General features: G+C 56.8%; 20 protein-coding genes. 8 read left to right on the plus strand and 12 right to left on the minus strand.

Annotation, left to right across the window (positions count from 1 at the left end; all coding sequences use genetic code 11):
* Positions 1 to 62 precede the first annotated feature (62 nt).
* From mmsB to CLV44_RS09540, 5 genes are all read right to left on the minus strand, one after another.
* Complete coding sequence (gene mmsB, locus CLV44_RS09520; protein ID WP_281257819.1) at positions 63 to 977, minus strand: 3-hydroxyisobutyrate dehydrogenase; 915 nt, start codon at positions 975 to 977, stop codon at positions 63 to 65.
* Positions 978 to 1,016: 39 nt separating this feature from the next.
* Complete coding sequence (locus CLV44_RS09525) at positions 1,017 to 2,117, minus strand: enoyl-CoA hydratase/isomerase family protein (RefSeq protein ID WP_106591890.1); 1,101 nt, start codon at positions 2,115 to 2,117, stop codon at positions 1,017 to 1,019.
* A gap of 17 nt (positions 2,118 to 2,134) precedes the next feature.
* Positions 2,135 to 2,911, minus strand: coding sequence for an enoyl-CoA hydratase (locus CLV44_RS09530; protein ID WP_106591891.1), 777 nt, complete (start codon positions 2,909 to 2,911; stop codon positions 2,135 to 2,137).
* A 26-nt stretch (positions 2,912 to 2,937) separates the two neighbouring features.
* A complete protein-coding gene (locus CLV44_RS09535; RefSeq protein WP_106591892.1) occupies positions 2,938 to 4,092 on the minus strand; it encodes an acyl-CoA dehydrogenase family protein in 1,155 nt (384 codons plus the stop codon).
* Positions 4,093 to 4,173: 81 nt separating this feature from the next.
* Positions 4,174 to 5,667: a CoA-acylating methylmalonate-semialdehyde dehydrogenase gene (locus CLV44_RS09540; RefSeq protein WP_106591959.1), complete on the minus strand. Its 1,494-nt coding sequence runs from the start codon at positions 5,665 to 5,667 to the stop codon at positions 4,174 to 4,176.
* A 202-nt stretch (positions 5,668 to 5,869) separates the two neighbouring features.
* Between CLV44_RS09540 and CLV44_RS09545 the strand changes: the two genes are divergently transcribed.
* Entirely contained in the window at positions 5,870 to 6,775 is a 906-nt protein-coding gene (locus CLV44_RS09545) for an AraC family transcriptional regulator (protein ID WP_106591893.1), read from the plus strand.
* Here CLV44_RS09545 and CLV44_RS09550 read toward each other — a convergent pair.
* The 7 genes from CLV44_RS09550 to CLV44_RS09580 form a co-directional block, all read right to left on the minus strand.
* Positions 6,758 to 8,038: a sensor domain-containing diguanylate cyclase gene (locus CLV44_RS09550; RefSeq protein ID WP_106591894.1), complete on the minus strand. Its 1,281-nt coding sequence runs from the start codon at positions 8,036 to 8,038 to the stop codon at positions 6,758 to 6,760. The genes CLV44_RS09545 and CLV44_RS09550 overlap by 18 nt on opposite strands.
* Before the next feature lie 92 nt (positions 8,039 to 8,130).
* Positions 8,131 to 9,216, minus strand: a complete 1,086-nt coding sequence (gene hemH / locus CLV44_RS09555) for a ferrochelatase (RefSeq protein ID WP_106591895.1) — start codon at positions 9,214 to 9,216, stop codon at positions 8,131 to 8,133.
* Between the two features lie 156 nt (positions 9,217 to 9,372).
* Positions 9,373 to 10,299 carry a branched-chain amino acid ABC transporter permease gene (locus CLV44_RS09560; RefSeq protein ID WP_106591960.1) on the minus strand — a complete coding sequence of 309 codons (927 nt, stop codon included), beginning with the start codon at positions 10,297 to 10,299 and terminating at the stop codon, positions 9,373 to 9,375.
* 10 nt (positions 10,300 to 10,309) lie between these two features.
* A complete protein-coding gene (locus tag CLV44_RS09565) occupies positions 10,310 to 11,197 on the minus strand; it encodes a branched-chain amino acid ABC transporter permease (RefSeq protein ID WP_106591896.1) in 888 nt (295 codons plus the stop codon).
* A gap of 106 nt (positions 11,198 to 11,303) precedes the next feature.
* Positions 11,304 to 12,503 carry an ABC transporter substrate-binding protein gene (locus tag CLV44_RS09570; RefSeq protein ID WP_106591897.1) on the minus strand — a complete coding sequence of 400 codons (1,200 nt, stop codon included), beginning with the start codon at positions 12,501 to 12,503 and terminating at the stop codon, positions 11,304 to 11,306.
* Positions 12,504 to 12,552: 49 nt separating this feature from the next.
* On the minus strand, positions 12,553 to 13,263 hold the full coding sequence (locus tag CLV44_RS09575; RefSeq protein ID WP_106591898.1) for an ABC transporter ATP-binding protein: 711 nt from the start codon (positions 13,261 to 13,263) through the stop codon (positions 12,553 to 12,555).
* The gene (locus CLV44_RS09580) at positions 13,260 to 14,090 is read right to left on the minus strand and encodes an ABC transporter ATP-binding protein (RefSeq protein ID WP_106591899.1); all 831 of its coding nucleotides are present in this window, start codon (positions 14,088 to 14,090) and stop codon (positions 13,260 to 13,262) included. Before CLV44_RS09580 ends, CLV44_RS09575 begins: the two co-directional genes overlap by 4 nt.
* A 299-nt stretch (positions 14,091 to 14,389) precedes the next feature.
* Between CLV44_RS09580 and CLV44_RS09585 the strand changes: the two genes are divergently transcribed.
* Genes CLV44_RS09585 through CLV44_RS09615 form a run of 7 tightly spaced genes read left to right on the plus strand, consistent with a single transcriptional unit; the run spans position 14,390 to position 22,017 of the window.
* Positions 14,390 to 14,791, plus strand: a complete 402-nt coding sequence (locus tag CLV44_RS09585; RefSeq protein ID WP_106591900.1) for a MerR family transcriptional regulator — start codon at positions 14,390 to 14,392, stop codon at positions 14,789 to 14,791.
* Positions 14,792 to 14,833: 42 nt separating this feature from the next.
* On the plus strand, positions 14,834 to 16,000 hold the full coding sequence (locus CLV44_RS09590; RefSeq protein ID WP_106591901.1) for an isovaleryl-CoA dehydrogenase: 1,167 nt from the start codon (positions 14,834 to 14,836) through the stop codon (positions 15,998 to 16,000).
* A gap of 24 nt (positions 16,001 to 16,024) precedes the next feature.
* Positions 16,025 to 17,632: a carboxyl transferase domain-containing protein gene (locus CLV44_RS09595; RefSeq protein ID WP_106591902.1), complete on the plus strand. Its 1,608-nt coding sequence runs from the start codon at positions 16,025 to 16,027 to the stop codon at positions 17,630 to 17,632.
* A gap of 41 nt (positions 17,633 to 17,673) precedes the next feature.
* Positions 17,674 to 18,474: an enoyl-CoA hydratase/isomerase family protein gene (locus CLV44_RS09600; RefSeq protein WP_106591903.1), complete on the plus strand. Its 801-nt coding sequence runs from the start codon at positions 17,674 to 17,676 to the stop codon at positions 18,472 to 18,474.
* Positions 18,475 to 18,480: 6 nt separating this feature from the next.
* Positions 18,481 to 20,475, plus strand: coding sequence for an acetyl/propionyl/methylcrotonyl-CoA carboxylase subunit alpha (locus tag CLV44_RS09605; protein WP_106591904.1), 1,995 nt, complete (start codon positions 18,481 to 18,483; stop codon positions 20,473 to 20,475).
* Positions 20,475 to 21,383: a hydroxymethylglutaryl-CoA lyase gene (locus tag CLV44_RS09610; RefSeq protein WP_106591905.1), complete on the plus strand. Its 909-nt coding sequence runs from the start codon at positions 20,475 to 20,477 to the stop codon at positions 21,381 to 21,383. The genes CLV44_RS09605 and CLV44_RS09610 overlap by 1 nt, the downstream gene beginning before the upstream one ends.
* A gap of 55 nt (positions 21,384 to 21,438) precedes the next feature.
* Positions 21,439 to 22,017 carry a peroxidase-related enzyme gene (locus CLV44_RS09615; RefSeq protein ID WP_106591906.1) on the plus strand — a complete coding sequence of 193 codons (579 nt, stop codon included), beginning with the start codon at positions 21,439 to 21,441 and terminating at the stop codon, positions 22,015 to 22,017.
* The last annotated feature ends 5 nt before the right edge of the window (positions 22,018 to 22,022 follow it).

A 22,022-nucleotide genomic window follows, 5' to 3' on the forward strand; every position in this document is an offset into this window, starting at 1 on the left:
CTTATTCTTGTTATGTGCGCGCGGTGCCCGCAGCACCACGCGAAAACCGCATCTTTGCCGCGTTATTCAGCGTCCTGGTACAGCTTGATCAGACTGGAAAAATCCAGACCGCCATTGCCGGCAGACTTGTGCAAATTGAACAGTGCCCGTGCCGCCGAACCCATCGGCGTAGCCGATGCACTCTGCTGGCTCACTTCCATCGCCAGTCCCAGATCCTTGAACATCAGGTCAACCTGGAAGCCGCCTTGATAATCACGCGAGGCCGGCACCCCCTCCATCACTCCCGGTACCGGGTTATAGACCTGCAGTGCCCAGTTGTTGCCTGAACTCTGCTTCATGATGTCGGACAGCACTTTCGGGTCCAGACCGTTTTTGACACCCATATTCAAGGCTTCACAAGTACCCGCCATCAGAATGCCCAGCAGCATGTTGTTGCAGACCTTGGCCACCTGCCCGGCACCGTGGTCACCGGCATGGAAGATATTTTTGCCCATCGCTTCCAGAATCGGCTGCGCCTGCTGGAACTGAGCTGCGCTACCACCTACGATGAAGGTCAAGGTACCTGCCTGAGCACCACCTACACCGCCCGACACTGGCGCATCGATAAACCCGACACCCTTTTCGGCACCGGCAGCCGCCACCCGACGAGCGGTTTCCGCATCAATGGTGGAGCAGTCGATTACCAGTGCGGTTTTATTCACCCGATCAAACAGCGGTTGATCGCCGCTGACATACAGGCTTTCGACATGTTTGCTTGCCGGCAACATGGAGATAACAACATCGGCACCGGAAACGGCAGCCTGTGCGCTGTCGGCAATCTGACAACCATGCTCAGCGGCTTGTTTCAGTGCCTGCTCGGACAGGTCGAATGCGTTAACGGTGTGACCCGCTTTCGCCAGATTGACGGCCATCGGCCCCCCCATATTGCCCAGACCGATGAATGCGATTGTAGCCATGATCATATTCCTTGTTTTTATTCTTGATGTGCGTTCAATACCGGCCCGCAGGCCTGTACTTCAATCAGAGATCGCCAGCGGATCATGCTCCCAGGGCGATACAAACATGCCTGCCAGAAACTGCGGATCCACTTCTTCGATCGAGTTGAATGTCCACTTTGGACTGCCATCCTTGTCGATCAGCAGCGCACGTACCCCTTCCTGCAATTCACGGTGACGGCAGCACTGAACAGACAGGACCAGTTCATGCTGGAACACCTCTTTCAATGACAGATGGCGGCAGCGGTAGAGCTGCTCATGGATCATTTTCAACGACAGCGGACTGCCATGGCTGATCGCCTTCTGTGCCCGCTTGATCCATTTGTCATCCGACTCAACAGCCAGCAATGCCTCAACAATTTCTTCAACAGAGTCGTGATCCGTCACTTCACGGATCAACGCATCATGGGCACGAATCGGAGCCGGCATCGCCTCGAAAGTGGCACTGCACTCGTCTTCCAGCTCCCTGAGTACACGACTGACGACACCACCCGCATCATCATCCCAGCACTCGGCCTGCAGTCGTTCCAGCATGCCATCACGCACATTATTGGTCAGCGCACGATCGGCCAGGCCCAGAAACAGTGCATCAGCCGCATTGATCGGGTTACCGGTCAGACCCAAAAACAGGCCACTGCCACCGGGCATGCGGTTCAGAAACCAGCTGCCACCCACATCCGGGTACAGACCGATGGTCACTTCAGGCATTGCCAGATGGGAGGTTTCAGTAACTACACGATGGCTACAGCCATTCATCAGCCCCATGCCGCCGCCCATCACGATGCCGCCGCCCCAGCAGATCACCGGTTTCGGGTACGTATGCAGGGCATAATCAAGACGGTATTCGCGGGTGAAAAACTGCTCGGGAAAATCGGTGTCATTGGCAACCATCGATTTGTACAGATTAACGATATCGCCCCCGGCACAGAATGCCTTGTCACCCGCACTGTCGAGCAGCACTGCCACCACATTGGCATCATCACGCCATTGATCCAGCTGCGGCTGAATCAGGTCGATCATTTCCAGTGTCAGTGCGTTCAGTGACTTCTCCGCATTCAGGCAGATTTCACCGATGATCTGACCATCCTTTGTCGCGTGTTCGGTAAACAGTACACAGCTCATGTTCAATCCCCTGATGCTTAGCGGTTTTTCCATTCAGCTTTGCGCTTGTTGAGGAAGGCATTAACGCCTTCGCGCTGATCTTCCGTATGGAACAGGTCCACGAACAGCTCACGCTCCAGGATATAGCCCTGATCAAGCGGGCGACTGCGACCGGACTGAATCAGTGTCTTACAGGCCGCAACAGCAGAAGGGCTCTGTTCACCGACCTGTTCGGCCAGTTGCAGCGCACGTTCAAGTGCCTGTCCCTGCTCAACAACTTCCTCGACCAGCCCGATCTCCAGTGCCTTGTCCGCCTTGAGGCGCTCACCGCACAGGATCATTTTCTTGGCCCAGCCTTCACCCACCAGCCAGGTCAGATTCTGAGTGCCACCGGCACACGGCAGCAGGCCAACCTTGGCCTCCGGCAGTGCCATCTGCGCCTGCGCTTCGGCAACGCGAATATCACAGGCCAGCGCCACTTCCAGACCACCGCCCATGGCAAAGCCGTTCACGGCAGCGATGGAGACACCGCGGAAGCGACTCAATACTTCAAAGGCCTCACCAAACAGCCGCGCCATGTCACGGGCCACGCTGCGGTCGCCATCGGCAAACAGGTTTAGATCAGCACCGGCGGAGAAGAATTTTTCACCTTCGCCGGTCAATACCAGGCTCCAGATGTCACGATCTGCATTCAGCTCGCCAACAATGCGCACCAGTGCCTGCAGGCTATCGGCCGTCCAGGTATTGGCTGGCGGGTTGTTCATGGTCAGCAACGCGACATGGCCACGTTTTTCCACTCGAATCGTTTCAGACATTCCCCTGCTCTCCTTGATAAGTCGGCTTATAGTTCAGCGGCACTTTCCGCCAGTACACGGCGGGAGATGATCAAGCGCATGACTTCATTGGTGCCTTCCAAAATGCGGTGTACACGGGTATCACGCAGGTAGCGCTCCAGCGGATATTCCTTGATGTAGCCATTGCCACCGTAGATTTGAAGGGCCTCGTCACAAATGTTGTAGCACACATCCGTGGCAAAACGTTTTGCCATGGCGCAGTAAGTGGTGGCATCCGCATGGCCGTTATCGAGCTTACTCGCCGCCAGACGTACCATCTGCCGCGCCGCGACCAGTTCGGTCTGCATGTCGGCCAGACGGAATTGCAGCGCCTGAAAATCAGCCAACCGCTTGCCGAACTGCTTGCGCTCCAGCATGTATTCGCGGGCCTTGTTCAGTGCCTGCTGTGCCGTCCCGACCGAACAGGTGGCAATGTTGATGCGCCCGCCATCCAGCCCTTTCATTGCAATTTTGAAGCCGTCACCTTCGCTGCTGAGCAGATTGGCGGCCGGTACACGTACATCTTCAAAAGTGATCATGCGCGTCGGCTGGCAATTCCAGCCCATTTTGTCTTCCTTGCGCCCGTAGCTGATACCATCACTCTTGGCATCAACGGCAAACGCCGAGATACCGGCCGCGCCTTCGCCACCGGTCCGCGCCATCACCACCAGGACATCAGTGCTGCCTGCGCCGGAAATAAAGATCTTGCTGCCGTTGATGACGTAGTGATCACCTTCAAGGCGAGCGCTGGTTTTCAGCGATGCCGCATCAGAGCCCGCGTTGGGTTCGGTCAGACAGTACGATCCCAGCATCTGCCCAGTGGCCAACCCTTCGCCCCATTGCTCAATAACAGCAGGGCTGCCAAAGCTCGCCACCATCCAGCTCACCATGTTGTGAATGGTGATATAGGCCGTGGTAGACGTGCAGCCCATCGCCAGCTGTTCAAAGATGATGCTGGCATCCAGACGACTCAGCCCAAGACCACCGACTGTTTCGGGTGTATACAAAGAACAGAACCCCAGCTCACCCGCTTTTTGCAGCACGTCGATCGGGAAAATCGCGTCCTGATCCCACTCGGCGGCATGGGGTTCCAGCTCATTCTGCGCGAACGCCCGCGCCATGTCGGCAAAGGCGGTCTGGTCTTCATTCAGTTCAAAATCCATTCCATTCCCCCGAACACACTCTGTTTATGGTTATGGCCATGGCGGCAGTCACCGCCATGGCCTGGTGATGGCAACAGCGTGTCAGCTCAACTGGATGGTCATGTTCGGACCGGTGACAATATCGTCTTCAAACCAGCGTGCCGTAACGGTCTTGGTTTCGGTGTAGAACTTCACCGCCTGCTTGCCATAGGCATGCTGATCACCGTAGAACGATTTGCGCCAGCCGGTAAAGGAGAACATCGGCAGCGGTACCGGCACCGGTACGTTGATGCCGACCTGGCCCACCTTGATTTCATGCTGGTACTTGCGTGCGGCCGCACCGGACGAGGTAAAGATGGACGTACCATTACCGTATGGGTTTTCGTTGATCAGCGCGATCGCCTCTTCAATCGTATCGACTTCCAGCGCGATCAGAACCGGACCAAAGATCTCTTCCTGGTAGATTGACATGTCGCGGGTCACATTGCGGAACATGGTCGGGCCGACCCAGTTGCCATCGGGATACCCTTCTACCACGCAGTCGCTGCCATCGAGTACACAGTCAGCGCCTGCGTCCTTGCCCTGACGAATGAAATCCAGCACCCGCTCACGAGCCTGCGGATTGATCAGCGGACCGTAACCGGCCTCGGGATCATTCCAGACACCCGGGCGCACCTTGGCCAACGCATCACGCACTTCAGGAATCCACTCTCGGGCCTGGCCAACAAACACCGCGACCGAGATCGCCATACAACGCTGGCCACCCGCACCGACAGATGCCCCGGCGATGCTGTTGACCACCTGGTTCTTGGACGCATCCGGCATCACCACCATGTGGTTCTTGGCACCGGCAAACGCCTGCACACGCTTCATGTGATCGGTGCCGGTACGGTAGATATGTTCGCCGACGGCTACGGAACCCACGAACGAGATCGCCGGGGTGTCCTTGTGGGTGAGCAGCTGATTGACCACGTCCTTGGTGCCATGGACCACTTGCAGCAAACCGGCCGGCGCACCCGCTTCTTCGAACAGCTCAGCCAGACGCATCGGCGTCAGCGGGTCCTGCTCCGACGGTTTCAGCACGAAGGTGTTACCGCAGGCGATCGCCATCGGGAACATCCACAACGGGATCATCGCCGGGAAGTTGAACGGGGTGATGCCGACACAGACGCCCAGCGGCTGGGTAATGCTGTAGCAATCGATCTTGCGGGCCACGTTTTCGACGGTTTCGCCCATGCTCAGTGATGCAATGTTGCATGCGTGTTCAACCACTTCGATGCCGCGCCATACATCGCCCTTGGCATCGTCAAAGGTTTTGCCGGTTTCCTGCGCCAGCAACTCGGCCAGCTCGTCGTGATGTTCTTTCAGCAGCGCCTGGTAGCGCAGCATCAGGCGGGCACGCTCACCCACCGGGGTTTCTTTCCAGGATTCGAAGGCGACCTTGGCGGCGTCTACAGCACGCTCAACCTCTTCCGGTGTCGCGCACGGCACCTGCGCCAGTACAGCCTGTGTCGCCGGATTGGTCACCGGCAACCACTGACTGGTCTCGCTCTGAACAAATTCGCCACCGATCAGGAGGGGTACATGCTGAGTCATTGCTTCACCTTCACTATTCATTTTTGTTGTTATCAATTTCAGCCGCTAACGCCATCCGTTTACGTTAACGTCATCTGCATGGCTATTTTGTAACACAGCCACGCCGGGGTCAGGATTGATAATGTTGCTCACATGATGGACTATATTGCTGCCCTCTAAGGGTTTTCACTAAAGCCTCTACAACCAAGGTCTAAGCGCACCCATGAGCACACCCTCCAGCTGGCCGCTGCCACCGGAAAGCACCCGCTTCGTACTGCCCCGCAAAATGGTGTCACAACTGGCCGAACATCCGCTCAGCGCGCAACTGTACCCACTGGGTATCGGTTACTACCAGCTGGCTCGTGGTCATGCGATGCGCCGTGAACAGCATGATGATTTTTTGTTGATTTATTGCCTGGAGGGAAGTGGCCGCGTCGCCTTCGGCCCGAAACAAAAGCGCCGTATTATCAGGGCTGGTGATGTACTGGTACTGCCGCGTGGCACGCCCCATCACTACTGGACTGACCAGAAAGATCCGTGGAGCATCTACTGGATACACTTTGATGGTTCACATTGTCAGGACTTCATCGACCAACTGGATCTGGAACCGTCATCGCCGCTGCTGAGCCTTGGTATCCATTCGCGACTGGTAGCCGACTTCGAAGCATTACTGGACACGCGACAGGCCCGTCATCATCTCGCTGCCTATTTACACAGCGCCAATCAATTGCGTCAGTTAATGACACATATTGCGCTATTAAGACCTCTGGCCAGACGGCAGCAGGAAGATACGCTGGATTTGGAAAAGATTCACAGCCTGATGCAGGCACGGCTGCATGAACAGCTGGATGTGGAAACACTGGCCAATACGGTCAGCCTGTCGAAGTATCATTTCATCAAGAAGTACAAAGCACTCACGGGCACCACGCCGATCAACCATTTCATCCAGCTGAAGATCGAACGTGCCTGCCATCTGCTGGATGTGACCAACAAGGGGATCAAGGAGATCGCCTGGGCGGTTGGGTATGAAGATGCCTATTACTTCTCGCGCATGTTTCGCAAAATCATGGGGATCTCACCCAGCCAATACCGCGCCATTCGGCTTGGCCGCTCATCCTACACTGGCTGAATCAACGTCATCATGGAAAAAAATCACCTGATTCTTGCCCTTGTGCTTGGCGGCATAGAGGGCCGAGTCGGCACGCGCCATCAGGTTGACCAGCTCTGACGCATCATCCGGGTAATGAGACACGCCAATACTGGCTGTCACCTTCAACCCCCTGAGTTCATCGTCGAAGCGCAGATATTCAATACCGGTCCGCAGTTTATGCATCAGAATTTCCATTCCCGACGTCGAGGTATCGGGACAGAGCAGCACAAATTCTTCACCACCCCAACGGAACACCAGATCCGACCTGCGGACAAACTCTGCAATATACTGCGCCACCCGTTTAAGCACCGCATCACCGGCCAAATGTCCATGCAGATCATTGATGCGTTTGAAATCATCGATATCGAGCAGAGCAAACCCCAGCGGACGCTGCTGGCGCTGCATCAGCGATAGCATCTGCTCCGCCAGCACTTCTCCGCGGCGGCGATTGAACAGGCCGGTCAAGGTATCGAAATCGGCCTTGCGTTGCAGGTCCAGCTCCTGCAGTTTCAAGTCGGTGATATTGTGGACCAACCCGACAACACGCAGCGGATTGCCTTCGGTATCACGCTCACGCACCTGGCCCCGGTCTCGAATCCACACATAGTGACCGTTACGGTTGCGCAGCCGGTATTCGGCTTCAAACAGATGACGGGTACCGCGCAGATGCTCGTCCAGAACACTTAGTACCAGCGGGGCATCCTCGGTATGAATATTGTCCTTCCAGGTTTCCAGCCGAGGTTCCATCTCGTCAGGGCCATAGCCCAGCAGACGCTTGAGGTTGGGGCTGAAATAGAGCGCGTTATTGCCCGGGTGCCAACTCCAGCAGCCGTCCGCCGTATCATGCAGACCAAACCAGTGTTCAGCGGACTCCTCACAACAGGCGGTCACCTGCTCGATGCGAGTACTGATATCACGCACGATCGAGACAAAAAGTTCACGGCCTTCGTGCCATTGCACACGCGTACAGACCTCCACCGGAAAATGTGAACCGTCCGCACGCCGGTGATGGCCAATAAACAGATAGGGTTGTTGCTCGCGAATGGTGTCGGCAATGCTGCGCCAATGGGCCAGATCACCGACGTCCTGTTGCAGGTCCAATACGCTCATCGACAGCAGCTGGCCGGGGGTTAACCCCAGAGAGGCATAGGCCAGCTGATTACAATCAATAATTGCAGCCGTTTCGGGGTCGATGACATAGAGTGCATCGGGTAGCTGGGTTACTAGCTGTTCCAGATCCATCAGGGGCTCCTGACCCCCTGCTTCCATTGTCCGGGGGTTAACCGGTTAAATATAACCCTACGGCCGGGGCAACAGAAGTGATCATCTGCCCGTTAATCAATGGCGCCTTGAGCCTGCGCAAGTTCTCGACACTTTTCAGGGTCTTCCGTCACAGCAAACGACCAGCCCTGCAGATGCTGATGTACCAGCTGCTCCAATGCATCGATGTGCTGAGCTTCCGCATTGAGCGCCGGGATATATTCGTAACGCTCACCACCGGCTTCCATGAAGTAGTCACGGTTTTCCTGACCGATCTCTTCAATGGTTTCCAGACAGTCCGATGAAAAACCGGGGCACACGATCTGGACTGACTTGATGCCCTCACCCGGCATCGCCTTTAACGTATGGTCGGTATACGGCTTGAGCCATTCTTCGCGGCCAAAACGAGACTGGAACGTCGTCATCCATTCCCCTTCCCCCAGACCCAGCCGCTCGGCCAGCAGACGACTGGTCTTGTGACATTCACAGAAGTAGGGATCACCCTGGAGCAAGTAGCGTTTGGGCACGCCATGATAGGACATCAACAATTTGTCCGCCCTGCCGTTGGCTTCCCAATGGCGCTCAATGGAGGCTGCCAACGCCTCTATGTACGGCGGAAAATCGTGATAATGGTTGATCATGCGCAGCTCCGGCAACCAGCGGCGCTTGCGGAAATCCTCGGCGACAGCATCAAACGTCGAAGCAGTAGTTGCACCTGAGTACTGCGGATACAGCGGCAGCACCAGCAAACGACGAACACCGGCCTGCTGCATGCGCTCAATCACGCTGCTGATCGATGGATTGCCATAGCGCATGGCAAACTCGACCATCACCTGATCACCGAATTGAGCCTTGAGACGCTCACGCAGCTGTTCCGCCTGATCACGGGTATGCAGCAGCAGCGGCGAACCGTCGTCGGTCCAGACCTCACGATAGGCTGCAGCCGAGCGCCGTGGGCGAATATTCAGAATGACACCATTGAGAATGCACCACCAGATCGGGCGTGGCACTTCTACGACACGCGGGTCCCAGAGGAACTCCTTGAGATAGCGACGCAAGGCAGACGTGTTGGGCGCATCCGGTGTCCCCAGGTTAGTGACCAGCACGCCGGTCAGCCCCTGCTGACTGTGTTTGAAATCCTTGACCCCACGAAACGCCATGTTGACTCCTTAGTTTGTCAGCCGTTGGATGCGTTGAAATGCTCAGTGCGCGAATCGTAGTCCATACGGCAACGCGGGCCAAGCAGTTCAGCCCCCATAAACAAAAAACGCCCGCCGGGGGCATCTCCGACAGGCGAATGGCTTGACGATAAACTCTTAGCCGAAGTTGCGTTTCCACATCTTCTGGAACTCACCCACAATACCGCTGCGGAATGCGAGTACACAGAGCACGAAGATGAAGCCCATGATGATATGCACGTAGTTGCCCAGCTCTCCCCCGGACAGATAGTTTTGCATGGTCACGATCACACCGGCACCGACGACCGGCCCCAGAATGGTGCCAACACCGCCTACCAGCGTCATCAACACCACCTCACCGGACATGTGCCAATGCACATCGGTCAGCGACGCCAGCTGGAATACCAGGGTTTTGGTAGAACCGGCCAACCCTGCCAGCGCTGCCGACAGCGTGAACGCCACCCACTTGTAGTCATTGACGTTATAACCCAGCGAAGTTGCACGCGGCTCATTTTCACGGATCGCCTTCAACACCTGACCAAACGGTGAGTGGATAGTGCGGTGAATCAGCCAGAAGCCGAACAGGAAGATCGCCAACACGAAGTAATACATGTTGATGTTGTCGGCCAGGTCGATCACGCCGAACAGGTGGCCACGGGAAACGCCCTGCATACCATCCTCGCCACCCGTAAACGGTGCCTGCAAGTAGACAAAGAACACCAGCTGCGACAGTGCCAGCGTCACCATGGCGAAGTAGATACCCTCACGCTTGACCGACAGTTTGCCGTAAATGGCACCCAACGCACCGGCCGCGACGGTACCCAACAAAATAGCCAGTTCCGGCGTCAAACCGGAGTTCATCATCAACCAGCCCGTAACATAACCGCCAGTCCCCAGGAACGCCGCATGGCCAAAGGACAGCAGACCGACATAGCCCAACATCAAGTTGAATGCACAGGCAAAGAGCGCAAAGCAGAGCAACTTGGCCAGGAATACCGGGTAGAGAAAGAACGGTGCCACAATCGCCAACAGGAGAAGGGCTACATAGAGCTTATTAATTTTCATCATATCCCCCTCAGGCTTCCTTGCCGAACAGACCTGCCGGTTTCAGCAGCAGAACGATTACCATCACCAGGAAGATCACCGTATTGGAGGCTTCCGGATAGAAATACTTGGTCAGCCCCTCGATCACGCCCATGGCCAGACCGGTCAGGATAGCGCCACCAATTGAGCCCATGCCGCCGATCACGACGATCGCAAACACGACGATCAACAGGTTGGAGCCCATGTCCGGAGAAACCGAGTAGATCGGTGCCGCCATGACACCGGCAAGTCCGGCCAGACCGACACCAAAACCGAAGGTCAGGGTCACAATCAGCGGCACGTTGATACCGAACGCCTGCATCAGCTGCGGGTTTTCGGTACCGGCGCGCAGATAGGCACCCAGTTTGGTTTTTTCGATCATCCACCAGGTCAGGCCACACACCACCACCGAGGCACAGATGATCCAGGCACGATAGTCCGGCAGATACATGAACGGCAGTTTGGTACCGCCACTCAGTGCTTCAGGAATACTGTACGACAGCCCTGAGGAGCCATACATATGAGTGAATACACCCTGCAACATCAATGCGACACCGAATGTCAGCAGCAGACTGTAAAGGTGATCTTCATTGGCGATGGGACGAATCAGAAAACGCTCCATCAATACCCCGACCAATCCGACCGCCAGGGGCACGACAACCAGCGCCGCCCAATAATTGAGACCCAGATACTGCAACGCCAGCCAGGCTGCAAAAGCCCCCAACATGTACATCGCGCCCTGGGCAAAGTTGATGATTTTCAACAGCCCGAAAATGATCGCCAAGCCCAGACTGAGCAATGCGTAGAACGATCCGTTGATCAACCCGACCAGCAACTGGCCGAAAAGACCAAACAGGTTAATACCGAGAAATGTCGCCATAGCCTTGTCCTGTTCACACCGCTTTCAGCCCATTTTAGGCAGCAGCTGTCCGTTCCGCTGCCCGAAAGGCAGCGGAGGACCAGCAAAAGCGGTTCAACTCTTATTGTTATTTGAAGTTGCACTCAGGCAGCATAGGAGCGTACGCCTGATCACCCGGGATCACGCTGATCACCTTGAAGATATCGTTGGAATCACGGCGCTCGTCCGACTTCTTGATCTCGACGTAGTACATGTCATGCACCATGCGACCATCGGCACGCAGCGTTGCGTTGCGGGCAAAGAAATCATCCGGCTTCATTTCCTTCATCTTCTTCATGACAGCATCCGAATCATCGGTACCAGCGGCTTCAATCGCCTTCAGGTAGTGCATGGTCATGGAATAGGCACCGGCATGGCCCATCGCCGGGATAGAACCGTGACGCTCCATGAAGCGCTTGCTCCACTCGCGGGTCTGGTCATCATAGTCCCAGTAGAAGCCCGTGGTTGTGCGCATGCCACCGGCCACTTTGGGGTCCATGGCCTGAGCATTAGGGGTAAATACCAGCAGCCCCGCCACATCCATCATCTGGGTCAAACCGAACTCGGCAGCGGCCTTCAGCGCGTTAACGGTATCGTTACCGGCATTGGCCAAAGCCACAACATCCGCACCGGAAGACTGTGCCTGCAGGATGTAGGAAGAGAAATCAGTGGTGCTCAGCGGCGCACGCGCGACCCCGACCACTTCACCGCCGTTGTCATTGATTACCTTGGACGCCACGCCTTCCAGGGCGTGACCAAAGGCATAATCCGCAGTGATGAAGAACCATTTTTTCTGGCCCGCTTCAACCATCGGCTTCACGGTACCGTTGGCCAGCGCGGCCACGTTGTAGGTCCAGTGTACGTTGTAAGGCGAACATGACTTGGTGGTAAAGGCGTTGGATGCCGCCGTGGAGATCAGAGCGATCTTCTTGGCATCCGTGGTTACCTTGGTGGCCGCACCCACAACGGCGGAAGATACCAGACCACCCACGGCATCCACTTCCTCGTTTTCAACCCACTTGCGCACAATGGCCGAGCCCACGTCCGGCTTGAGCTGATCATCTGCACTGATGACCTCAATCGGCATGCCAAGCACGGTGCCGCCAAAATCCTCGACAGCCATTTGGGTTGCGGTGACACACCCCTGACCGCAGATATCGGCATAGACGCCCCCCATATCAGCCAGAACACCGATCTTGACCTTGCCGTCGGATACATTGGCCATGGCGGCAGAGGATGCAAGTGCGGCAACAGAGGCGGCCAGCAGGGTTTTCTTCATCATTTTCATTGTTACTCTCCTGTCGAGCATTTTTATTGTTATATCTCACACACGGGCGTCAGACGCCCAAATAGGTATTCAGGAGCTCCGTTTTGGCTTCAAGCTCATGAGCATGAACTTCCTCGACGATATGACCGTGCTCCATCACATAATGGCGGTCGGCAATGGGCGCAGCAAAACGGAAGTTCTGCTCCACCAACAAAATAGTCAGGCCACGCTCTTTGAGCATCACCAGCACTTCACCCAATTTCTGCACAATCACCGGAGCCAGACCTTCCGTAATCTCGTCCAGCAGCAGGATATTCGCCCCCGAACGCAGGATGCGCGCCAGCGCCAGCATCTGCTGCTCACCACCGGACAGTCGTGTGCCCTGGCTGTAGCGACGTTCGTAGAGATTGGGAAATATTTCATACAGCTCTTCGACACTCATGCCATCCGAACGCACCGCCGGTGGCAACAACAGGTTTTCTTCCACATTCAGACTGGAAAAAATACCCCGCTCTTCCGGGCAGTACCCAAGACCCAGATGCGCAATCTTGTGCGCCGGCATGTTGATGGTTTCGGTACCGTTGATATTGATCGAACCCGTACGACGACCCACCATATTCATGATTGCCCGCAGCGTGGTACTGCGTCCGGCACCGTTGCGACCCAGCAACGTCACCAGCTCACCCTGCATCACGCTCATGTCGATGCCATGCAGAATATGCGACTCGCCGTAGAAGGCGTGTAGATCGTCAATGCGCAGCTTTTCCCGATGCGTACTCATACCTCAGCCCCCTCCTTACTGACGGTTTCATCTTTGGCTTCAGCTGCCGCTGCATTGGCGCGGTCCTGCTCTTCACTGGCTGCCGTGCCCATATAGGCTTCACGCACCCGAGGATCGGCAGATACCGTGGCATAATCGCCTTCGGTCAGAATCGCTCCGCGTTGCAGCACCGTGATCCGGTCGGCCAACTTGGACACGACGTGGAGATTATGCTCCACCATCAATATGGTGCGCCCCGCCGATACTTTCTTGATAAGATCCGCCACCAGGCCGACATCTTCATGTCCCATGCCCTGGGTCGGCTCATCAAGCAGCATCAGATCAGGCTCCAGCGCCAGTGTGGTAGCGATCTCCAGTGCCCGCTTGCGGCCATAGGACAGATCCACCGTCTGTGCATCGGCAAACGCACCCAGGCCTACAGACTCAAGCAACTCGAATGCCCGATCATTGAGACTGTTGAGCACCGACTGTGAACGCCAGAAATGGAAACTGTTGCCCTCTTTGCGCTGCAGAGCAATTCGGACATTCTCCAGCACCGACAGGTGCGGAAAAACCGCCGAAATCTGGAAGGAACGCACGACCCCGGCACGGGCAATGGCAGCAGGTTTCATCGCCGTGATATCACGGTCATTGAACAGGATCTGGCCCGAGGTCGGGGTCAGAAATTTGGTCAAAAGATTGAATACAGTGGTCTTGCCAGCCCCGTTAGGACCGATAAGAGCATGTATATGGCCACGTGTCACTTGCAGATTGACATCGTCGACCGCGGTAAAACCCTTAAACTCTTTAATAAGATTACGGGTTTCAAGAACATAGTCTGCACTCATGTGTAAACCAAGCCTCTTGTTGTTTTTATGCTGGCTTTTCGCACTTGGCGTCGAATTGTTACCTTAACGTAAGGCATGGATGCAAACTAGCAATTTACCTTAGGGGAATACAATTACTACTTTGGTCTAATGCTATACATAAAAACACCCTCAAAACCACTATAATTCCTTTAATTTCAATACATTAAAATAAATACTGTTTTTTTCGAATGACTAAAAAAAGCACAAACCGCACTTTACGTTAACGTAAACTTGCTTTAGCCTCGACATCAACACCCTTACAGGATTACACCCGCACCATGAGCAGAACATACTCCATCAGTGAACTCGCGGCAGAGTTCGATGTAACCACCCGCAGCATCCGCTTCTATGAGGATCAAGGCTTGCTGCATCCATCGCGCCGCGGCCAGACACGCATTTACAGCAGCAAGGATCGTGTGCGCCTGAAACTGATCCTGCGTGGCAAGCGTCTGGGGTTCTCATTGGCCGAGACCAAAGAACTGTTCGACCTGTGGGACGAAACCCTGAGCGGCAGCGAAAAACAGCTCAACCTGCTGTTGAAAACCATCAATGGCAAACGCGCCGAGCTGGAGCAGCAGTTGAAAGACATCGCCATGGTGCAGCTTGAACTCGACAGCGCAGAAGCACGCTGTCTGGAAGCACTGAATGAACTTGAACAGACAAAAATGACTGTCGAATAAGCCCCCACGGCACTCGGCACAATAACAATAAAGGTGGACACGATGATCTCTGCATACTCTGAACTGAATTTCGGTCTGGGTGAAACCGTTGACATGCTGCGTGAGCAGATCAACAGCTTTGCAGCACAGGAAATCGCCCCGCGGGCAGAAGCGATCGACCGGGACAACCTGTTCCCGGAAGATCTGTGGCGCAAATTTGGCGACATGGGCCTGCTGGGGATTACCGTCAAAGAGCAATGGGGCGGCGTTGAAATGGGTTATCTCGCCCACGTCATCGCCATGGAAGAGATCAGCCGTGCGTCCGCATCTGTTGGCCTCTCCTACGGTGCGCACTCCAACCTGTGCGTTAACCAGATTCACCGCAACGGCACCGATGCCCAGCGCGAGAAGTACCTGCCCAAGCTGATCAGTGGCGAACACATCGGTGCGTTGGCGATGTCGGAGCCAAACGCCGGGTCTGATGTCGTTTCCATGAAGCTGAGCGCCCGTGATGCTGGTGACCACTATGTGCTGAACGGCAACAAGATGTGGATCACCAACGGCCCGGATGCCAATGTATATGTCATCTATGCCAAAACCGACACCAGCGCCGGCCCCAAAGGCATCACTGCCTTCATCGTCGAGCGTGATACCGCGGGTTTCACCCAGGCACAGAAGCTGGACAAGCTGGGCATGCGCGGCTCCAACACCTGCGAACTGGTATTCCAGGACGCCAAGGTACCCAAGGAAAACATCCTGGGTGAGCTCAACGGCGGCGTGAAAGTGCTGATGAGTGGCCTGGACTATGAGCGTCTGGTTCTGGCTGGTGGCCCGCTGGGCATCATGCAGGCGGCAATGGATATCGTCGTCCCCTACATCCGCGACCGTAAACAGTTTGGCCAGTCCATCGGCGAGTTCGAATTGGTACAGGGCAAGGTCGCCGACATGTACACCCAGATGAATGCGTCCCGCTCCTACGTTTATATGGCCGCACTGGCCGCTGACCGTGGCGAAGCCAGCCGCAAGGACGCAGCGGGCGTCATTCTCTACTCCGCCGAGATGGCAACCAAGATCGCACTGGACGCCATTCAGCTGCTCGGTGGCAACGGCTATATCAACGAATTCCCCACCGGTCGTTTGCTGCGCGATGCCAAGCTGTACGAAATCGGTGCCGGCACCTCGGAAATCCGCCGCATGCTGATCGGCCGCGAGCTGTTCCTCAACAAATAACAATAATGCACGAGGCGCGTTTCCATGACCCAACTGCAGAGCAAAGTGAATCCCCGCGCGGATGAATTCCGCGCCAACCATGACGCCATGGCCGCTACCGTCGGTGACTTGCGTGACAAGGTTGCCCAAATTGAGCAAGGCGGCGGCCCCAAATATCAGGAACGCCACCTGTCCCGTGGCAAACTGCTCCCCCGCGAGCGTATCAACGCCCTGGTCGACGAAGGCTCACCCTTCCTTGAGCTGTCACAGATGGCGGCCTACAAGGTCTATGAAGACGTGGTACCGGCAGCCGGCATCATTACCGGTATCGGCCGGGTCAGTGGCGTGGAATGCATGATCATCGCCAACGACGCGACCGTGAAAGGCGGCTCCTACTATCCGATCACGGTTAAGAAACACCTGCGCGCGCAGGAAATCGCCGAGCAGAACCACCTGCCCTGCATCTATCTGGTGGACTCCGGCGGTGCCAACCTGCCGCGTCAGGATGATGTCTTCCCGGACCGGGATCACTTCGGTCGTATCTTCTTCAATCAGGCACGCATGTCTGCCAAGGGCATTCCGCAGATCGCGGTCGTGATGGGCCTGTGTACCGCCGGTGGCGCCTATGTACCGGCGATGGCGGATGAATCGATCATTGTGCGCAATCAGGGCACCATCTTCCTCGCCGGACCACCCTTGGTCAAAGCGGCGACCGGCGAGGTGGTCAGTGCCGAAGACCTGGGCGGTGCCGATGTGCATTGCAAGGTGTCCGGCGTTGCCGACCACTATGCCGAGAATGATCAGCATGCCCTGCAGATCGCCCGCAGCTGCGTGCGCAACCTCAACCACCGCAAGGACACCGGCCTCGCCCTGCGCAAGCCGACGGCACCGCTCTACTCTGCCGATGAACTGTACGGCATCGTCGGCACCGATCTGCGCAAGCCCTATGACGTGCGTGAAGTCATTGCCCGTATCGTGGACGGGTCCGAGTTCGACGAGTTCAAGAAATACTATGGCACCACACTGGTGACCGGTTTTGCCCATATCCACGGCTACCCGGTGGGTATCGTCGCCAATAACGGCATCCTGTTCGGCGACTCGGCACAGAAAGGTGCCCATTTCATCGAACTCTGCTGCCAGCGCAAGATCCCGCTGCTGTTCCTGCAGAACATCACCGGCTTCATGGTCGGCCAGAAAGCCGAATCCGACGGCATCGCCAAGCACGGTGCCAAAATGGTGACCGCGGTTGCCTGCGCCAATGTCCCCAAACTCACGGTTCTGATCGGCGGCAGTTTCGGTGCCGGCAACTACGGCATGTGCGGCCGGGCCTACAGCCCCAACTTCCTGTGGATGTGGCCCAACGCCCGCATCTCGGTGATGGGCGGCGAGCAGGCAGCGGGTGTACTGGCCACCGTCAAGCGCGACGGCATGGAGCGTACCGGTGAAACATGGTCTGCCGAGGACGAAAAGGCCTTCAAGCAACCGATCATCGACACCTATGAGCATCAGGGCCACCCCTACTACGCCAGCGCCCGCCTCTGGGATGACGGTGTCATCGATCCGGCCCAGACCCGCGACGTGATCGGCATGGGCTTGTCTGCCGCACTGAACACACCGATCGAAGAGACCCGCTTCGGCGTCTTCCGCATGTAAGGCCACGGGTCACAGAAGCACGCTATATAAAGGAACGCACTATGGACAATAACAATAACACCGTGCTGCTGGAGATCTCCGCTGAAGGCGTCGCCACCCTGACGCTGAATCGGCCGGAGGTTCACAACGCCTTCGATGACCAGATCATCGCTGCACTGATTGAGGCCCTGGAGGCTACCGACAGCAACGCCGAAGTGCGCATACTGGTACTGCGCTCCAATGGCCGCAACTTTTCGGCCGGAGCCGATCTTGGCTGGATGCAGCGGATGGCCAATAACAGCCACCAGGACAACCTCGAAGATGCCGGACAGCTGGCTCGTCTGATGGACGTGCTGAACAACCACAGCAAACCCACCATCGGTCTGGTGCAAGGTGCCGCTTATGGCGGTGCCGTCGGTCTGGCTGCCTGCTGTGACATCGTCATCGCCACCGAGCAGAGCCAATTTTGCCTCAGCGAAGTGAAAATCGGCCTGATCCCCGCCGTGATCAGTCCCTATGTGGTCCGGGCCATCGGCGAGCGCCTGTCCCGCCGCTACTTCCTCACCGCTGAACCGTTCAGCGCGAAAATTGCAGCGCAAGCCGGTCTGGTGCATGAGGTGGTTCCCCACGCCGACCTGCTGGATGAAGCCTGTAACCGCTTCATTGCTCAGCTGCGCCGTAACAGTCCCCAAGCGATGAATGCCGCCAAGGAACTGATTTTTGCCGTCAGCCAAAAACCGATTGATCAGTCGGTCATTGATGATACGGCTCGCCGCATTGCGGATATTCGTGTCAGCGACGAGGGCCAGGAAGGACTCAGTGCCTTTCTCGGCAAGCGCACACCGAACTGGATCGAGGAATAATTTGCCATGTTTAATAAAATTCTTATCGCGAACCGTGGCGAGATCGCCTGCCGAGTCATCCAGACCGCTCATCGCCTCGGTATTCGCTGCGTTGCCGTCTACTCTGAAGCCGACCGCCACGCCCGCCATGTCGCGATGGCCGATGAAGCCTTCCTGATCGGCCCTGCCGCAAGCAGTGAAAGCTACCTGCGTGCCGACAAGATCATTGAAGTGGCCAAAACCAGCGGCGCTCAGGCAATCCATCCGGGCTACGGTTTCCTGTCCGAAAACACCGATTTTGCCAAGGCCTGTGAAGCCAACGACATTGTTTTCATTGGCCCGCCTGCCTCGGCCATCGCCGCAATGGGTTCCAAGTCCGCCGCCAAGGCGATCATGCAGGATGCCGGTGTACCCTTGGTGCCGGGCTATCACGGGGCTGATCAGTCCCATGACCTGCTGCGTGTTGAAGCCGAGAAATGTGGCTTCCCGCTGTTGCTCAAGGCCGTGGCCGGCGGTGGCGGCAAGGGCATGCGCGTCGTCGAATCGATGAGCGAGTTTGATGAGGCGCTGGCGGCTGCACAGCGTGAATCGAAGAACGCGTTCGGCAACCCGGACATGTTGATCGAGAAGTATCTGACCCAGCCCCGCCATGTGGAAATTCAGGTGTTCTGCGATAACACCGGCGATGGCGTTTATCTGGCCGAGCGTGACTGTTCGGTGCAGCGCCGCCACCAGAAAGTGATCGAAGAAGCCCCGGCTCCCGGCCTGAGTGACGAAACCCGCAAGGCCATGGGCGTCGCCGCCGTGCGCGCGGCCCAGGCGATCGACTATGTTGGTGCCGGCACCGTCGAATTCCTCTACGACGTGGATGGTTCCTTCTACTTCATGGAGATGAACACCCGTCTGCAGGTGGAGCACCCGGTGACCGAAATGATCACCGGTCAGGATCTGGTTGAATGGCAGCTGCGCATCGCCAACGGCGAACCGCTGCCGCTGCAGCAGGACCAGATCCGCCTGCGCGGGCATGCGCTGGAAGCACGCATCTATGCCGAAGACCCGGACCATGATTTCCTGCCCGCCACCGGCACCCTGCGCTACCTGCGTACACCGGAAGAAAATGCCCATGTCCGCGTCGACACCGGCGTGGTCGAAGGTGATGAGGTCAGCATCCACTATGATCCGATGATCGCCAAACTGGTGGTCTGGGATGACAACCGTGAGCGTGCCATCAATCGCATGGTGCAGGCATTGGAGGAATACCGCATCGGCGGGGTGAAGACCAACATCCGCTTCCTGCATGCACTGGCCGACTCCGCGCCGTTCCGCAATGAAGAACTGGATACCGGTTTTATCGGCAAGCATGAAGCCCTGCTGTTCCCGCCTGCCCGTCTCGACGAAAACCTGGGACTGGTGCTGAGCGCCTGCTTCTTCCTGCTGCGCAGCAAGGCGGAACAGACGTTGCCAAGCGACCCCTACTCGCCGTTTGCTCGGCAGAACAGCTGGCGCTTGAATTCAGAGTACGCACGTCCAATGACGTTACTCAGCGATGATGTGCAGTATCCGCTCAGCATTCTGGAACGGGATGAGGGTTACGACATCCGCATCGGCGACAGCTGCTATGACGTCCGCGCGACCCTGCAGGATGATCAACTACAGGCCACCGTCAATGGCCACCGCTTCAGTATCTGCGGCGATCTGCATCAGGACCAGCTGGTTCTGTTTCATGCCGGTGAAACCTTCCACTGTGCCCAACATCGGGAACAGTATGGTCTTGAAGACCAGACCAGTGAAGGCGGCTTGCAGGCACCGATGAACGGCTCTGTAGTGGCGGTATTGGTCAAGGCCGGTGATGCGGTCAAAGCGGGTCAGACCCTAGTCATCATGGAAGCGATGAAGATGGAACACGCGATCAAGGCACCCGCCAACGGCACCGTCAGCGAAATCTTCTTTGCCGAGGGCGACCTGGTGTCCGAGGGTGCCGAACTGATTGCCATCGAACTCGATAGCGAGGAGGCCGCCTGATGGCATTTCCACAACAGGTCCGTATCGTTGAAGTCGGCCCTCGCGACGGCCTGCAAAACGAGCCGGGACCGATCATCCCCACCGATATCAAGATAGAGCTGATCAACCGCTTGGCTGCCGCCGGTATCCGTCATATAGAAGCCGCCAGTTTCGTTTCCCCGAAATGGGTACCGCAGATGGGTGATGCCGCCGCCGTAATGGCGGGCATTGACCGGCAGCCCGGCATCACCTATTCCGCCCTGACCCCCAATGTTAAGGGGCTGGAAGGTGCCATGGCCGCTGGCGTCACTGAAGTTGCCGTGTTCAGTGCCGCCTCCGAAGCGTTCACGCAGAAGAACATCAACTGCAGCATCGCCGAAAGCCTGAAGCGGTTCCAGCCGCTGATCGAACAGGCACGGGCCGCCGATATCCGCGTTCGTGGCTATGTTTCCACCGTGCTGGGCTGCCCGTATCAGGGCGATATCACCCCGGCACAGGTTGCCGTCGTCAGCCGTGAGCTGATCGACATGGGCTGCTATGAAATATCGCTGGGTGACACCATCGGCACCGGCACTCCGCTGAAGGCAAAACGGATGCTGGAGGCCGTGGCCAAAGAAGTCTCCCTTGATCGGCTTGCCGCTCACTTTCATGACACCTACGGCCAGGCCGTGGCCAATCTTTATGCTGTCATGGAAGAAGGTATTGCCGTGATCGATAGCTCAACCGCAGGCCTCGGCGGCTGTCCCTATGCCAAGGGCGCAGCCGGCAATGTGGCCACTGAAGATGTGCTTTATCTCCTGCAGGGGCTGGAAATCGACACCGGCATCGACCTGCAGGCGGTGGTCGATACCGGCCACTGGATTACCCGCGAACTCGGCCGTGCCAATGGCTCCAAGGTCGCACAGGCGCTTGGCACCTGCGGGCGCTGAACAGCCGGAATCACTACATTGAATGCCTGATAACGATAATAAAGAGGTATTAGGAATGTCACAGCCTGATCACATTACCGCTCTGGATCTGCCTATTCCCGAGCGTCATCAATTGCCCGAAGACGTGCAGAAATACTTCGGCAAATGCGACGAAAAACTGGGCATGGTGCCCAATGTGCTTAAAGCCTACAGCCAGAACATGGCCCAATTTGAAGTATTCACCCGTTTCTATAACGAACTGATGTTCGGCGACAGCGAGCTGACGCCGCTGGAACGAGAAATGATCGCCGTGGTGGTCTCGTCCAATAATCATTGCTACTACTGCCTGACCGCTCACGGTGCGGCCGTGCGCGAGTATTCCGAAGATCCGGCACTGGGCGAACTGATGGTGATGAACTACCGCGCCGCCGAGCTGGAACCGCGCCAGCGCGCCATGCTCGACTTCGCACACAAGCTGACGGTGACTCCGGCGGAGATCAGTGAGGCTGACCGCCAGGCACTCCGTGATGCAGGCTTCAGTGAACGCGGCATCTGGGATATTGCCAACGTTACCGGTTTCTACAACATGACCAACCGCGTGGCCAGCGCATCCGACATGCAGCCGAACCCCGAATATCACGGACGCTTCCGTTAATCGGT

The organism is Marinobacterium halophilum (genome assembly GCF_003014615.1).
Taxonomy (GTDB): Bacteria; Pseudomonadota; Gammaproteobacteria; order Pseudomonadales; family Balneatricaceae; genus Marinobacterium; species Marinobacterium halophilum.